This window comes from Micromonospora sp. DSM 43699, assembly GCF_055517075.1.
Genome location: NZ_JBTMMT010000007.1, coordinates 68,882 through 83,052 on the forward strand (window position 1 = coordinate 68,882; position 14,171 = coordinate 83,052).

Annotated in this window: 15 protein-coding genes; 7 read left to right on the top strand and 8 right to left on the bottom strand. The window is 71.9% G+C overall.

Features of this window, described 5'->3' with window-relative positions:
* Positions 1–14 precede the first annotated feature (14 nt).
* The 4 genes from AC0AIB_RS05750 (at position 15) to AC0AIB_RS05765 (ending at position 4,735) form a co-directional block, all read left to right on the top strand.
* Complete coding sequence (locus tag AC0AIB_RS05750; protein ID WP_328339728.1) at positions 15–1,535, top strand: phosphoribosyltransferase family protein; 1,521 nt, start codon at positions 15–17, stop codon at positions 1,533–1,535.
* Positions 1,439–2,614 carry a cysteine protease StiP family protein gene (locus AC0AIB_RS05755; RefSeq protein WP_328339726.1) on the top strand — a complete coding sequence of 392 codons (1,176 nt, stop codon included), beginning with the start codon at positions 1,439–1,441 and terminating at the stop codon, positions 2,612–2,614. The genes AC0AIB_RS05750 and AC0AIB_RS05755 overlap by 97 nt, the downstream gene beginning before the upstream one ends.
* A gap of 91 nt (positions 2,615–2,705) precedes the next feature.
* Complete coding sequence (locus tag AC0AIB_RS05760; RefSeq protein WP_465096183.1) at positions 2,706–4,028, top strand: AAA family ATPase; 1,323 nt, start codon at positions 2,706–2,708, stop codon at positions 4,026–4,028.
* Positions 4,029–4,366: 338 nt separating this feature from the next.
* A complete protein-coding gene (locus AC0AIB_RS05765; protein WP_328339722.1) occupies positions 4,367–4,735 on the top strand; it encodes a globin family protein in 369 nt (122 codons plus the stop codon).
* A 120-nt stretch (positions 4,736–4,855) separates the two neighbouring features.
* Here the strand turns inward: AC0AIB_RS05765 and AC0AIB_RS05770 are convergent, their stop codons facing one another.
* Positions 4,856–5,740 (bottom strand): cellulose binding domain-containing protein, encoded by an 885-nt coding sequence (locus tag AC0AIB_RS05770; protein WP_465096184.1) that lies wholly within the window; start codon positions 5,738–5,740, stop codon positions 4,856–4,858.
* A gap of 19 nt (positions 5,741–5,759) precedes the next feature.
* Here AC0AIB_RS05770 and AC0AIB_RS05775 point away from each other — a divergent pair, with 19 nt between their 5' ends.
* Positions 5,760–5,906 (top strand): hypothetical protein, encoded by a 147-nt coding sequence (locus AC0AIB_RS05775; RefSeq protein ID WP_328339718.1) that lies wholly within the window; start codon positions 5,760–5,762, stop codon positions 5,904–5,906.
* A 70-nt stretch (positions 5,907–5,976) separates the two neighbouring features.
* Positions 5,977–6,747 (top strand): hypothetical protein, encoded by a 771-nt coding sequence (locus AC0AIB_RS05780; protein WP_328339716.1) that lies wholly within the window; start codon positions 5,977–5,979, stop codon positions 6,745–6,747.
* Positions 6,748–6,856: 109 nt separating this feature from the next.
* On the opposite strand, the gene AC0AIB_RS05785 is transcribed toward AC0AIB_RS05780, so the two are convergent.
* The 5 genes from AC0AIB_RS05785 to AC0AIB_RS05805 form a co-directional block, all read right to left on the bottom strand.
* Positions 6,857–7,708: an aldo/keto reductase gene (locus tag AC0AIB_RS05785; protein ID WP_328339714.1), complete on the bottom strand. Its 852-nt coding sequence runs from the start codon at positions 7,706–7,708 to the stop codon at positions 6,857–6,859.
* A gap of 70 nt (positions 7,709–7,778) precedes the next feature.
* Complete coding sequence (locus tag AC0AIB_RS05790; protein WP_465096185.1) at positions 7,779–8,975, bottom strand: endonuclease; 1,197 nt, start codon at positions 8,973–8,975, stop codon at positions 7,779–7,781.
* Positions 8,976–9,131: 156 nt separating this feature from the next.
* The gene (locus tag AC0AIB_RS05795; protein WP_328339710.1) at positions 9,132–9,353 is read right to left on the bottom strand and encodes a TM2 domain-containing protein; all 222 of its coding nucleotides are present in this window, start codon (positions 9,351–9,353) and stop codon (positions 9,132–9,134) included.
* Between the two features lie 151 nt (positions 9,354–9,504).
* On the bottom strand, positions 9,505–9,960 hold the full coding sequence (locus AC0AIB_RS05800) for a Rho termination factor N-terminal domain-containing protein (RefSeq protein WP_465096186.1): 456 nt from the start codon (positions 9,958–9,960) through the stop codon (positions 9,505–9,507).
* Positions 9,957–10,889, bottom strand: a complete 933-nt coding sequence (locus AC0AIB_RS05805) for a ParA family protein (protein WP_465096187.1) — start codon at positions 10,887–10,889, stop codon at positions 9,957–9,959. Before AC0AIB_RS05805 ends, AC0AIB_RS05800 begins: the two co-directional genes overlap by 4 nt.
* A 56-nt stretch (positions 10,890–10,945) precedes the next feature.
* On the opposite strand from AC0AIB_RS05805, the gene AC0AIB_RS05810 reads away from it, so the two are divergent.
* The gene (locus AC0AIB_RS05810; protein ID WP_328339704.1) at positions 10,946–12,091 is read left to right on the top strand and encodes a hypothetical protein; all 1,146 of its coding nucleotides are present in this window, start codon (positions 10,946–10,948) and stop codon (positions 12,089–12,091) included.
* Here AC0AIB_RS05810 and AC0AIB_RS05815 read toward each other — a convergent pair.
* Together AC0AIB_RS05815 and AC0AIB_RS05820 are read right to left on the bottom strand one after the other, a co-directional pair.
* On the bottom strand, positions 12,031–13,464 hold the full coding sequence (locus tag AC0AIB_RS05815) for an amino acid permease (RefSeq protein ID WP_328339702.1): 1,434 nt from the start codon (positions 13,462–13,464) through the stop codon (positions 12,031–12,033). The genes AC0AIB_RS05810 and AC0AIB_RS05815 overlap by 61 nt on opposite strands.
* 105 nt (positions 13,465–13,569) lie before the next feature.
* Positions 13,570–14,133: an SOUL family heme-binding protein gene (locus tag AC0AIB_RS05820; protein WP_328339699.1), complete on the bottom strand. Its 564-nt coding sequence runs from the start codon at positions 14,131–14,133 to the stop codon at positions 13,570–13,572.
* Positions 14,134–14,171: the final 38 nt, after the last annotated feature.

Consider the following 14,171-nt stretch of genomic DNA (forward strand, 5'->3'; position numbering starts at 1 on the left):
GGGAGCGGGATTGCGTGAGTGACGTCTGGACCGGTCGGTGGGTGGCCGAGCGGCTGGGCGCGCGGATCACCACCGAATCCACCGCAATCCCGCTGGCGTTGACGGATCTGGTGGGCCTCGCGTTGCGACACAACACCAGACGTGTCCACCTGCTCGTCTCGGCCGTGCTCGGCAAGTACGTGCCGGCGGACCCGGCGCTGGTCTACGGAGTGGGTCGCCTGCTCGGGGCGGTGACCGTGGACCGGGTCACCGGACGCGACACCGGCATCGCCCGGGCCGGCGCCACGCTCCTCCGCGCGGCCCTCGCCGGCTCATCCGGCTCCGCCGACGCGCTGATCCAGCTCTGCGCGACGCATGGTGAAGCCCACCGGGTGGCGCGTCCCGACCTGGCCTCGTCGACGACAGTCCTCGGTTACGCGGAGACGGCCACCGCACTCGGTCACGCGGTCTCCGACGCGTGGGGTGCGGACTATCTGCACTCCACCCGCCGGAGTCCGCCCGCAGCGCGGCGCTTCGCCGAGTTCGAGGAGGAACACAGCCACGCCACCCGGCACCTCCTGCTGCCCGACGACGAAGAACTGTTGTCCCGGGGCGGACCACTGGTGCTCGTCGACGACGAACTGTCCACCGGGCAGACCGTCCTGAACACCGTCGCGGCCCTCCACCGGCGTACCCCCCGGTCCCGGTACGTGATCGCCACGTTGGTCGACCTCCGGGAGCCCGCCGACCGGGCCCGGATGGCGTCGGTCGCGAGGCGGATGGGCGTCGACCTCACCGTGGTCGCCCTGGCCCGGGGCCGGCTGCGGCTACCCACCGACGTCCTGTCCACCGGTCGACGACTCGTGACGGATCACGAGCCTTCCGCAGCGCCGACCGGTGCGCCCGCCGGCGGCACCCCGCCGCGACGCCTGCCACTCCTCGGATGGCACGGTGCCCGGGAAGGTGCACGCCACGGATTCGACCGGCACGACCGGACCGCCCTGCACACCGCCGCCGAACGGGTCGCGGCACAGCTGGTCGCCCGGTTCACCGGGGACCGTGTCCTGGTCCTCGGGTCCGAGGAGCTGATGTACGCCCCGCTGCTCATCGCCAACCAGCTCCGGATGCTCCTGGCCGGGGTCGCCGTGGTCCGGTTCCTGGCCACCGCCCGGTCACCGGCGCTCGCCGTGGACGACCCCGGCTACGCCATCCGGAGCAGGATCACCTTTCCCAGTCATGACGATCCGGCCGACGGGCCCGGACTCCGGTACGCCTACAACCTGCCCCCCGACCCGAAGCCGGGGCACGGGTTCACCGATGTCCTGGTCGTCGTGGACAGCGTCGGCGACACCCCCGCGCTGCACGCCCCGGGCGGGCTGCTCGACCAGCTCGGCGGCGTCTGCGACCAGGTCCACCTGCTGACGTTGCCGTCCCTTCCACCCGCACCGGAGACCGTGTCGTGTCCGTCCGTACCCCCACCCGTCCTGTTCCCGCCACACCGCTGCGCGGCCCCGGCTTCGGCTCGTACGACCGCAGCGAGGTCGGCTGGTTGTTGACCGACCTGTCCGACGTGGCACTGGAGGCGTCGGCGGAGGAGCGTGAGGAGGCCGTGCAGTCCGGCCGGGCGCACTACGCCGAATCCCTGCCGGTGGAGTACCAGCCGGGGGCCGCCTACCAGCGGCTCTTCCACACCGAGCTCGCCGCGTCCGCGACCAGACTCGCGTACGTCGTCGGCATTCTCACGGAACGGGTGTTGGCGGCCCGCGGTAGCGGTGTCGTGCTGGCGTCCCTGGCGCGGGCGGGCACCCCCGTCGGGGTGTTGCTGCGCCGGTGGGCCAGGTACGCCCACCAGTTGGAGGTGCCGCACTACTCGTGCAGCATCATCCGGGGTCGGGGGATCGACCTGGTGGCGTTGGAGTACCTCGCGGCGCACCACCCGGCGTCGGCCGTCATGTTCGTCGACGGGTGGACCGGTAAGGGTGCCATCGCCCGCGAACTGGTCGACGCCGTCGCCGTCGCCAACCTCCAGCTCGGCCTGTCCGGCGGCGGTGGCTTCTCCGCCGAGTTGGCCGTCCTCGCCGACCCCGGCGGCTGCACCCGGTTCCACGGCACGAGAGACGACTGCCTGGTGCCGTCGGCCTGCCTCAACTCCACCGTGTCGGGTCTCGTCTCGCGGACGGTTCTCCGCGACGATCTGATCGCGCCCGGCCAGTTCCACGGCGCGAAGTTCTACCCGCAGCTGGCTGGTGCGGACGTCTCCGCCGTATTCGTCGACACCGTCACCGCCGCGTTCCCGGAGGTGGTCGACGCGGTCCGGCGTGACCGGGCGGCCGGATGCCCGGCCGAGCTGTCGGAAACCTGGGCCGGCTGGCGGGCGGCCGAGGAGATCAGCCGTGCCTACGGCATCGGTGACGTCGACCTCGTCAAACCCGGCGTCGGGGAGACCACCCGTGCGTTGCTGCGTCGGATGCCGTGGAAGATCCTGCTGCGGGTCGACGCGACCACCGAGCTGCCGCACATCCGGTTGCTGGCCGAACGACGTGGTGTTCCGGTCGAACTGGTCGACCGGCTCCCGTTCCGCTGCGTGGGCCTGATCCGGCCCCGGACGGCGGTCCACGGCGTGCGCCGCGCGTGACGCGGCGGGGGCCGGGTGACCGAGCGGCTGGCGGCTGAAGGTAGGGCGGGACGGGTAGGGTGCCGAGAATGCCTGGTGGGAGGTGAGGTTGATGCTCGGGCTGGAAGTGCCGCCGGCCGTCGAGGCGGAACGGGTCGTCGCGGCCGTCCTGGCGGACCTGCGCGCGGGTGACCACCGGGGCGTGGTGGTCGACTCTCCGCCCGGGGCCGGCAAGTCGACCCTGGTCGTGCGGGCCGCCGTCGAGCTGGCCGCCGCCGGGGAGCCGCTGATCATCGTGGCGCAGACCAACGAGCAGGTCGACGACCTCATCGACCGACTCGCCACCAAGGCCCCCGAGCTGCGCATCGGCCGGCTCTCGGCGACCGACTACCGGCCGTCGGAGCGGGTCCGTGGCCACGACACGGTCCGGGTCGCGTCGAAGGTCGCCGACCTGGGTGACCCGGCCGTCACCATCGGTACGGCGGCCAAGTGGGCCACTGTCACCGAGGGTCGGTGGCCGTGGGCGATCGTCGACGAGGCGTACCAGATGCGCTCGGATGCGCTGCTGCGGGTGGCCGGGAGGTTCGAGCGGGCGCTGTTCGTGGGTGATCCCGGGCAGCTCGACCCGTTCTCCACCGTCGAGACCCTGCGCTGGACGGGTCTGAGCTGGGACCCGATGCAGGCGGCGGTGGCGGTGCTGCTGCGGCACAACCCGGAGCTTCCGGTGCACCGCCTGCCGGTGTCCTGGCGGCTGCCGGCGTCGGCGGCCCCGGTGGTCGCGGCGGCGTTCTACCCGTTCACCGGGTTCCGCGCCGGCACCGGCCCGGCCGACCGGGCGTTGACGCTGACCCGGCCGGGGCCGGGCGACACGCTCGACGCGGCGGTGGAGCTGGCCGCCGGCACCGGCTGGGCGTTGCACGAGCTGCCGGCCCGGCACACCCTGCGTACCGATGCGGAGGCCGCCTCGGCGTGCGCCGCGCTCGCCCTGCGGGTGCTGCACCGGGGCGCGGTCGCGGTCAGTGAGCACGCGCCGGCCGGTGCGCCGGTCACCGCCGACCGGATCGCCGTCGGGGCCGCGCACCGCGACCAGGTCGCCGCGATCCGCGCCCACCTCGGGGAGGCCGGGGCGGGCATCACCGTGGACACCGCCAACCGGCTCCAGGGCCGCGAGTACGACGTGACGATCGTGCTGCACCCGCTCTCCGGCCGGCGGGACGCGACGAATTTCCACCTGGAGTCGGGGCGGCTGTGCGTGTTGACCTCCCGGCACCGGCACGCCTGCATCGTGGTGGCCCGCGCCGGCATCGGCGAGTTGCTGGACGCCCACCCGTCGACGGAGTCGGTGCACCTGGACGTGCCGGTGAAGTTCCCCGACGGCTGGGCGGCCAACCAGACCACCATGACGTTCCTGGAGGACCACCGGGCCTCGGCATGACCCGGATGTCGCATGCGTCGGCACACGTCCCGCCGGCCGACGGGAGTCCCCCACCGTCCGACCTGGCGTTCCACGCTCGACCTGGCGTTCCACGCTCGACCTGGCGTTCCACGCTCGACCTGGCGTTCCACGCTCGACCTGGCTTCGACGACGGGACCCACCTCGCGGGGCGACGATGATGCCCGAGGCGGGTATGCCTGTCGGGCATAAATATGACGCACCGTCTTATGCCGTAGCGGGAAGACTGCTTCCGCCCGCCGCCCGCCGCCCGTCTGCGATCTCGCCACCACCAGGTCGCCTGATGAACTGCGCGTGCGCTGTGATCCGTACTGACGGGTGTGCGGACGACGGAGTTGGTCAGCTGCCCCCGGAACGCGTTCGACTGGCTCGGTCCGGCCGGCGTGCGCGCAGTGGTGATCCGCTGGCTGCGCCTGGTCGCGGCGGACGCCGAACTGGCGCCGTACCTGATCGGGCTGGACCGGCCCCGGCTCGCCTGCCGGCTGACCGCCCTGCTGGCCGCGACCCTCGGCGACCCCGGCGGTGACGGAGGGCGGGCGGCCGGCGGGGTGTGGCGGCGGCTCGGACTGACCGACGAGCAGCACTGGCGGGTGCTGGACTACCTGGCCGCCGTGCTCTGCGGTCTCGGCCTGCCGGTCGACACGATCGTCGCGGCCCAGCGCGCCGTCGCCGGCGATGCCCAGGTCTGAGGGACGCCCAGGTGTGAGGCGTGCTTACGGGCGAGACGTGCTTACGCGTGGGGCGTGCTTACGCGTGGGGCGTGCCGACGGGCGAGCGGTAGTTGTCGGGCGTCGAGGGTGGGCAGGCGGTCAGCCCCAGTTGTCGCCGTACTCGCGGACGCCGTCGACGTCGAGGGTGATCCGGCTGTTGGCGGTCCACGCGCCGGTGGCCGCCTGCCAGCTCGGGTCGTCGCGTTCGTCGATCGTCGTCCAGTTCGGACGGTGCAGCCGGAGTTGGATCGGGCCGGAGGAGGCGCCGGGGGCCAGGACACCGGTGGTGAAGGTCAGCTCCACCCAGCCGGGGAAGGGGGTGCCGGGCACCGGGAAGACGGTGGGCACCGGCGTCGGGGTGGGGCCGGGCGGCGGCGCGGGCGGCGGAAAGTACTGGAGGGTACGCCGAATGTTGGCGCAGCCCAGCGTCGCCCAGTCGCACTCGGTGGTCAGCGCGGCGTTGCCGTTCTCGAAACGCAGGTGGTAGCGGACTCGCACGGTGGTCAGGTCCAGCGGCCGGGTGCCGGTGTTGGTGACGTTGATCCGGAACTGGGCCTGGTTGTCGGTGGGCGCCCAGTCGAGGTTGAGGTAGTCGACCTTGGCCCGCCCGTACGCGGTGCGCACCTCGGTGACCGGCGAGGTGTCGGAGTACCCGCCGATGGCGTACGCCTGGAGGGCGATCCGGTAGTCGGTGCCGGGGGCCAGGTCGGTCAGGGTGACGGTGTTGGTCTCGGTGCTGCCCAGGCCCCGGTAGGCGTTCGGCCCGATCGGCGAGCGCACGTCGTAGGTGATCGGGCCGCCCGGCTCGCCCCGCCACGTCGACGGGGTCCAGGTCAGGGTGAGCCGGTGCGGGTCGTTGCCGACCACCACCGGTGCGCCGGGGGTGGTCAGCGCCGGGGTGTCGTCGGCGTGGGCGGCGCTGACCGCGAGCAGGCTCACCAGCGCGGCGACGGTGGCGGTGACGGTGACGCGGGCGGCACGCATGCCGGGGATGCTACGGGCCTTGATGGGCATCTATCAATGGCCGATGTGGTGGCTGATTCGTTTGCGCCATCAGCTCGACAGCATCGACCTCACCCATATTGGCCCCGTGCCCTCGGCCGGCGCCGACGGTTCATGGGGGCGACATCGCATCAACCAGCTTGGATGACGGCAATCCGTCAGTCGCGAACCGAGTAGGGGTACGTCATCGGCGCGTGTCCTGCGGCAGGCTGGGGCTCATGCGGCCGGAAGTCCTCATCGCCATCCTGTCAGCTACCGTCGCACTCGTCAGTGTCCTGGTCACCGCTCGGACCGCACACCGCACCACGGTGGTCACCCATCAGCTACAGGAGAAATCCCGCGAACGCACCAAGGGCGAGCTTGCCGACGAACTGTTCCGGCGCTATCAGGACCCGCTTCGGTGGGCGGCCGAGTCGCTCCAGTCGCGCCTGTACAACGTGATCAGATGTGGACTGCTGCCCCGCTACCTGCGCTGCGGTGACCCGGAGGACGAACGGTACGTGGTCGACAACACCGTCTATGTGCTTGCCGAGTATCTCGGCTGGGTCGAACTGCTGCGACGGGACCACCGGTTCCTCCACAGTAACGCCGACCAGAACACCAGAGACCTGTTGGAGATCATCCAGCGAACCCACAAGACCCTGGCGACCGACGCCCTGCAAGGACCCTTCCGGCTCTTTCGGGGCCAGCAACGGGCGATCGGTGAGCTGATGCTGACCTGGACCGAGTCGCCCGCCGGCCGGATTCGGGACGTGTTGGGATACGCGGCGTTCTGCCACCTGCTGGACAGCGACCCCGCATTCCGCCGTTGGTTCGAGCGACTGCGTGCCGAGGTGCCGGTCATCCAGAACGTTGATGACCACGGGAACCAGCGGCTGAGTCAGCTACATGACGACCTGCTAGCCCTGCTTGACTTGCTCCGTCAGGAGGGCAGCCCGCCACTGTCGGAAGGAAAGTCCCGCCTGGCTGTTCTGACGCGGAACGGATGACAGCGCGGCCCGGCCCGGCCCCCTGGCACCGCCCCGTCCCGGACGCGACGGGGCGGGACCCGTGACCGGGTCCCGCCCCGTGGGTCGCGCCGCGCGGCGCCCTGTTCGCTCAGGCGGGGATGTAGTCGAAGGCGTCCGGGTTCGGTCCGGTCCGTCCGGCCTCGCCCTTGTCGAGCCCGCTGATCCGCTCCATCGCCGTGTCGTCCAGGGCGAAGTCGAAGATCTGGAAGTTCTCCTCGATCCGCTTCGGGGTGGTCGACTTGGGGAAGACGATGTCGCCGCGCTGCACGTGCCAACGCAGCACCACCTGGGCGGGCGTACGGCCGAGCTGTTCGGCGATGTCGACGATCGTCGGGTCGTCGAGCACCTTGCCCTGGGCGATCGGGGACCACGCCTCGGTGGGGATGTTGTGCGCGTTGCCGTACGCGCGCACCTGCTCGTTGGTGAAGTACGGGTGCACCTCGATCTGGTTGACCGCCGGCACCACGTCCGCCTCGGCGGCCAGCCGCTCCAGGTGCGGCACCTGGAAGTTCGACACCCCGATCGAGCGGGCCCGGCCGTCGCGCTGGAACTCCTCCAGCGTCTTCCAGGTGGAGACGAAGTCGCCGTCGTAGCGGGTCGGCAGCGGCCAGTGGATGAGGAACAGGTCGACGTAGTCCATCTTCAGCGCGGACAGCGTCGACTCGAACGCCTTGCGGGCGTCCTCGGGGCGGTGGAAGCCGTTGTTGAGCTTGCTGGTCACGAAGACCTCGCCCCGGTCCAGGCCGGAGGCGCGGACGCCCTCGCCGACCTCCGCCTCGTTGCCGTACATCTGGGCGGTGTCGATGTGCCGGTAGCCGATCCTCAGCGCCCGACCCACCGCCTCGGCGGTGTCCTTCGGCTCGATCTGGAAGACCCCGAAGCCGAGCTGTGGGATGGTGTTGCCGTCGTTGAGACTGATGTCGGGAACGGTATTCGCCATGTCGGGGGTGTACCCGGTCGGGCGGCGTCCTCACCGCCCGACCGGTGGTGATCTGTGACAACCGACGCGTTCAGCCCCAGATCGCGGTGGCCCACTCCGGGTGGTCGACGAACGGGTTGCGGTTGCCCTGCCAGCGCTCGTAGATGCGCTGGTTACGGCGCTGCTCGAAGGCGTCCGGCGGGTCCTGCCGGTGCCACTGGAGCAGCACCGACAGCCGACCCAGGTAGGGTGCGCTGCCGTTGCTGACTGAGTTGTTCATCTCCAGGTTCGGCCAGCCGTCGTCCCCCTCGTACCGGATCGCCATGTACATGATCATGCGGGCGACGTCGCCCTTGACCGCGTCACGCGGCTCGAAGGAGTCGGCGTCGGTGTAGCTGCCGGCGGCCTCGGCGACCGCGCTGCCGCCGGTGTCGAAGTCCTTGTTGCCGCGCACGGAGTTGACAGTCACGTCCTCCGGCCGCAGGTGGTGCACGTCGGTGCCCGGTCCGGTGGCGGTTCCGAAGTCACCGTGCGACTTGGCCCAGACGTGCTCCCGGTTCCAGTCGTCGGCCCCGCCGCCGTTGCTGCTCTTGCTCTGCGACCGTCCGCTGTAGAGCAGGATCACGTTGTTGGCGTTCGCCGGGTCCTGGTCGGTGTCCTTCAACGCCTCCCACACCTGGTCGTAGCTCAGCTTCGTCTGGGTCTTGATGATGGTGTGCAGGGAACCGCGCAGCGCGCTGCCGCTCTTGCCCACCGCGTTCACGTAGTACGTCGAGTCGTACGGCCCGGTGGAGCCGGTGGGCCCGGGGGTGGGGGAGGCGGTCGGGGTGGGCGTCGGCGTGCCGCCACCACCGAGGCTCACCGCGGTCGGGCTCTTCAACCCGCCATGACTGAAGTACGCGGTGAGCGTCCCGGTGGCGGTGACCTGCCGGCCCCGCAGCGACGGGTTGGTAAGCAACCCGAACGAGCTGCGGTACGCGGTGGTGAGCTGGACGTAGAGCATCCGGCCGGTGCCGGTCTCGGTGGCCGTGTCGGCCAGGGCGATGGCGGTGTCGGCGGTGTAGCCGGAGGTGAGCACCGTGCTGGTGGCGGTCGGCTGGCCGATCACGTACCCGGTGACCGTGGCGACCCGGCCGTCCTGGGCGGCGAGGGCCTGCGCCACGGTCGACGTGGCCGCCGCGGACGCCGAGGTCGTGGTCACCACCACCGGGATCGCCAGGGTGACGACGGCGGTGAGTGCGGTGATCAGCCGCCCGGGTCGCGGGCGGGTGCTGCTCTTCGTATCCATGCCCGGCGATGTTATCGGCCGGAACCCGACAGGCGGGAGGACGACCAGGTGAATTCCCGCCCACCGCCAACCTTCCGGGAGGAGGCCCGACCCGCCCGACGGGGCGGCCCCGGGACGGGGCCGTCCCGGGGTGGGCGCGGATCGGGCCCACCCGCCTCACTTGGCGAGCGGCTGGCCCTGCTTGTCGCGGAACGCACCGACCAGGATCATGATCAGATCGATGAACGCCCAGATGCCGAGCCCGCCGAGGGTGATCAGCTGGAGCACACCGGTGCCGACCTTGCCGGTGTAGAACCGGTGCGCGCCGAGCACGCCGACGAAGAAGCAGAGCAACAGGGCGACGACCCAGGACTTCTGGGTGGTGACAGAAGCGGTCACTGCGGTCCTTTCTCAGGTGGAGACAGCCGCGGGAGCTTATCCACCGGCCCGGTGCCGCACAAGATCGAAAGCGCTGGCTCCGACCGGACGGACGAGCAGGCCAGGGCCGGTCAGACCGGATGTCCCGCCCTCGGGCCGGCGGCGGACCGGCTCAGCGGGCACGGACGGCGGCGGCGGCGGCCCGGAAGCCGATCGTCCGGTCCACCAGCCGCTCCACCAGCTCCGCCTTGCGCAGGCCGGCCACCCCGCGTAACCCCAGTCGGGCGGCCAACGCCCGCAGGTCCCGGATCGACCAGGGCGTCAGGTACGCCGTACCGTCCCGGCGGTGCACCATGGTGTCCAGCGTGGCCGATGCGGCGTCCAGGTCGACGCCCGAGGGCTTGCTCTGCACCGGTGCGGCCGGCAGGGTGGCCGGCAAGGAGGTCGCCGGAGTCCGGCCGGCCGGCTGGACGGCGGGGTCACCGGCCGGTGCCACCGGCACGACGACCAGCCGGGCCCGGCCCTGCGCCAGCGCGGCGACGTCGGCGGCCGACAGCCCGGACAGCAACTCGCCCACCCGGGCCAGGACACCGGCCGCGAGGTCCCGGTCGGGTGGCGTCCCGGTCATACCGCCACCTCGCGGGGTTGCAGGTGGGCGAGGAACTCGGTGGTGATCTGCCGCAACTCCTCCTGCACCACAGGCGAGGTGACCCGGTGGCGCAGCACCACAGGCACCCCGCGCGGGGTGTTCCCGGCGAACAGGGTGATGTTCTCCCGCAGCGCGGTGGGGAAGACCGGCAGCCCGAGGGCACGTACCTGGTCCAGGTAGCCCTGGTGGGCGGCGATCGGTCGCTGCGCGGTCAGCTGGATCATGGTGAAGACCACCCCGGCGACGTCCGGGGCCACCTTGTGGTGCCGGCGGCTGGTGGCGAACCGGCGGGCGTCGGCGTTGTACCTGTCGACCAGTTCCCGGACGCTGCCGCAGAGGTGGTCGATGCCGAGCGTGGACAGGTAGTCGGCCCTCGCGGGGATGAGCAGGTGGTCGCTGGCGATGACGGCGGACTGGGTGACCACGTTGAAGTTCGGCGGGCAGTCGATCAGCACCAGGTCGTAGCCGTCGAGCGCCGCGTCGTGCAGCCCCTCGGCCAGCGAACCACGGACCCGGAACAGCTCCCGGTCGTAGTCGTCCCCGTCGGCCACGCCCCGGGCCAGCGCCAGGTCGATGTCGGCCAGGCCGAGGTGCGAGGCGATCAGGTCGAGCCGACCGGCGCCGGAGAGGTGCGCGTTGGCCGGGCCGGGGGAGACCACCAGGTCACCCAGGGTCACCGCCGGGGTGTCTCCGCGCAGGCCGTCGTACCAGCGTTTCACGGTACGACCGTCGCGCAGCCGTTCCCGCCAGTCGTCCGGGTCGTAGAAGCTGAACGTCAGGCTGGTCTGCGGATCGAGGTCGATCAGCAGCACCTTCATCCCCCGGTTGGCCAGTTCGGCCCCGAGGTTGGCGGTCACTGTGGTCTTACCCACCCCGCCCTTGTAGTTGATCACGGATACGACGTACACCGACGGCACCTCCCCAGAGGGGGAACCGTAGCGGTCCGGCTGGAGTCTGACCATCCATGATGCCCACCCGAGCCGGTCACGCTGCGCGACCGGGAGTCAGCTTCGCCGTCGTCGGCAGCGGGCTCGCCGCGCTGGCCGTGGTGCTCTGGGCGGTCGGCATGACCGTGTGGCAACCGCTCACCGAGCCGGTCGGCCCGTGGTCGGAGCGGCTGCCCGGCGACAACACCTACTGGGCCCGTGACCTGCGCTTCCTGGCGCTGACGGCGATGGCGTCCGGGCTGGTGCTGGCCGGGGGCGGCCGGCGACCCTGGGCCCTGTCCGCCGTGCTGCTCGCCGGGGGTGCGCTGGCCGCCGACGTCGCCGTCGACCGGGCCGACCCCACCGGCACCGGCGCGACCGTGCTGCTCGTCGCCCTCGGCTGGCTGGCCGTCGGGATCACCGCCGCTTCCGCCGTACGCCGGGACGCCGTGGCCGCAGTGGTCGGGCCGGGTCGTGTCGCAGCTCTGGCAGACCCGTACCGGGCGGCTGGCGTGGTCGGTCGGGACCGGGCCGTGCTGACCGGGGTGGCCTGTGTGGCGGCGGTGTCGGCGCTGGTCGCCGTGCTGACCCGGTCGCCGACGGACCAGGACCCCGAACTCGGTCCGGCCGCCCTGGTGACCGGCCTGCTCCTGCTGGCGACGACCGTGGCCGGCGCGCTGGCCGCCGCACCCGACCGGGAACGGGCCCGGATCGCGGTGGCGGTCGGGACGGCCGTCGTCGGTGGGGTCGGCCTGCTGCTGGTCCGGCTGACCGGGTCGGCCGACCGGCGGCTGCCGGCGGCGGTGCTCGGCGCGGTGCTGCTGGTGGGGGTGACGTTGCTGACCCGGCCCTGGCCTGGTGGCCGACCGGCGTGGCGGTGGCACGCGTTGCTCGTCCCGGTCACGTTGGTCGTCCCGCTGGCGCTGCTGTCGGTCGCACAGTTGGTCAGCGCGGCCCTGCGGCCCGGTGCGCCGTTGACCGCGCTGGCCGGCAACAGTCCGATCGCCGGGCCGGGCTCGGACGCGCTCCCCTCACTGGCCGGGCTGCTCGCCGGGCTCGGCACCGCGCTGCTGCTGACCCGTCCGGCCGTGGGCCCGGAGCCGGGACTACTCAGGTCGCCCGGTCACCGCCCGGATTCACCGGCCGACGGGTCGTCCCGACCGGCCAGCGCGGAGCGGCGGTAACCGTAGAACGCGTAGACCAGCCCGCCGATCAGGAACCAGACGGCGAACCGTAGCCAGGTGACGTGGTCGAGGAAGCTGATCAGCCAGACCGAGAAGACCACGCCGAGCGCCGGCACCACCGGCATCCCCGGCAGCCGGAACGTCCGCGGGGCGTCCGGGCTGCGGTAGCGCAGCACGATCACCGCGACGCAGACCACCACGAAGGCCAGCAGGATGCCGATGTTGGTCAGCTCGGCGGCCTGCCGGATCGGCAGGAAGCCGGCGATCACCGCCGAGGCCACCCCGACGATCCAGGTGACCCGGGTCGGTACCCGGCGCACCGGGTGCACCTTGGCGAACCAGGCCGGCAGCAGGCCGTCACGGCTCATCGAGAACCACACCCGGGTCACCCCGAGCATGAAGGTGAACATCACGGTCAGGATGCCGATGATCGCCCCGACGGCGATGACGCTGGCCAGGCCGGAGAGCCCGACCGAGGCGAACGCGGAGGAGAAGCCGCTCTCCGGGTCGATCTCCCGGTAGTTCTGCATGCCGGTCAGCACCAGGGTGGCCAGCACGTACAGCACCATCGAGATGACAAGCGACCAGATGATCGCCTTCGGCATGTGCCGGCGGGCGTCGGTGGACTCCTCGGCGGCGGTGCTCATCGCGTCGTAGCCGAAGACGGCGAAGAAGACTGTGGCCGCGCCGGTGAACGCCCCGCTGAGCCCGAAGGGGAAGAACGGCGAGTAGTTCGCGGTGCGGACGTGGAAGAAGCCGACTACGATCACCAGCAGCACCACGGCCACCTTCAGCCCGACCACGATCGTCTCGAACCGGGCGGCGGTCCTGATGCCCAACGTCAGCAGGAAGGCGATCAGCAGGCAGAGCAGCACCGCGAACAGGTCCACCACGTGCCCGTCGCCGGTGCCCGGGGCGCCCAGCATCCAGGCCGGCAGGTCGACGCCGAGCTGACCGACGAGGAAACCGAAGTAGCCGGAGATGCCGATCGCCACCACCGCCACGATCGCGGTGTACTCCAGCAGCAGGTCCCAGCCGATGAACCAGCCCACCGCCTCGCCGAGCACCGCGTAACCGTAGGTGTAGGCCGAGCCGGCCTTGGGGATCATGCCGGCGAACTCGGCGTACGACAGGGCCGCCGCCGCGCTGGCCAGGCCGGCGATCAGGAACGACACCAGGACGGCCGGCCCGGCGGTCTCGTTGGCGACCGCCCCGGCCAGGGCGAAGATGCCGGCGCCGATGATGCCGCCGACGCCGATCGCGGTGAGCTGCCACAACCCCAGCGAGCGGGACAGCCCCGACCCGGTCTCGTCGGCGATCTCCTCGACCGGCTTGCGGCGGAAGATCCCACCGCGGTCGACTGTGGAGGCCATCGTCGTCCCCTTCCGCCGGCAGATATCCACCTTGGTTGATACTCCCTGCGGGGCGGATACACAATCGCCAACGACGCGACAGCGGTCGGAGGCACGCGGCGGCGCTCACTCGACGACCGGCAGCACCACCTCGTTGTGGCGCAGGAACCACGGCTTCCACGGCGGGTCGAAACGGGCGTACCGGATCGCCCCCGACGGGGTGAGGCCGGCGTCGGTGACCGCCCGGCCCAGCGCGGTGGCCCGCTGCTCGAACGCCTGGTCGGTCCACCGCCCGGCGAACCGGACCGCCGCCGCGAGCTGCTCCGGGATCTCCCGGACGGTGATCCGGGGGTCCGTCGGCTCGGGCACGGTGGCCGGGGTGAGCCGCGCCGGCAGCACGAACCACACCCGCCAGGTCCGGGGCCGGTCGCCCTCCTCCTGGACCACGGGCGCGGTCATCGCGATCCGCTCGGACCCGGCCGCCTCCGACACCACCGGCCCGGTCGTCCCGACCCGCCGTCGGGACCGGTTGGCCCCGGACAGGTACGCCGCCAGGGGCCGGAACGCGGCGTTGCCGGCGGCGGCGAAACCACCGTCGATCCGCAGCTCGGCGACCAGGTGGGCCGGGTACCGGCGCAGCTCGAAGCCGGGGTGCTGGTCCAGCACCCGGTACGGCTGCTGCTCGGTCATGGGGCACGCTCCCGGTTCCGAGGGATCTCCTCCACCGC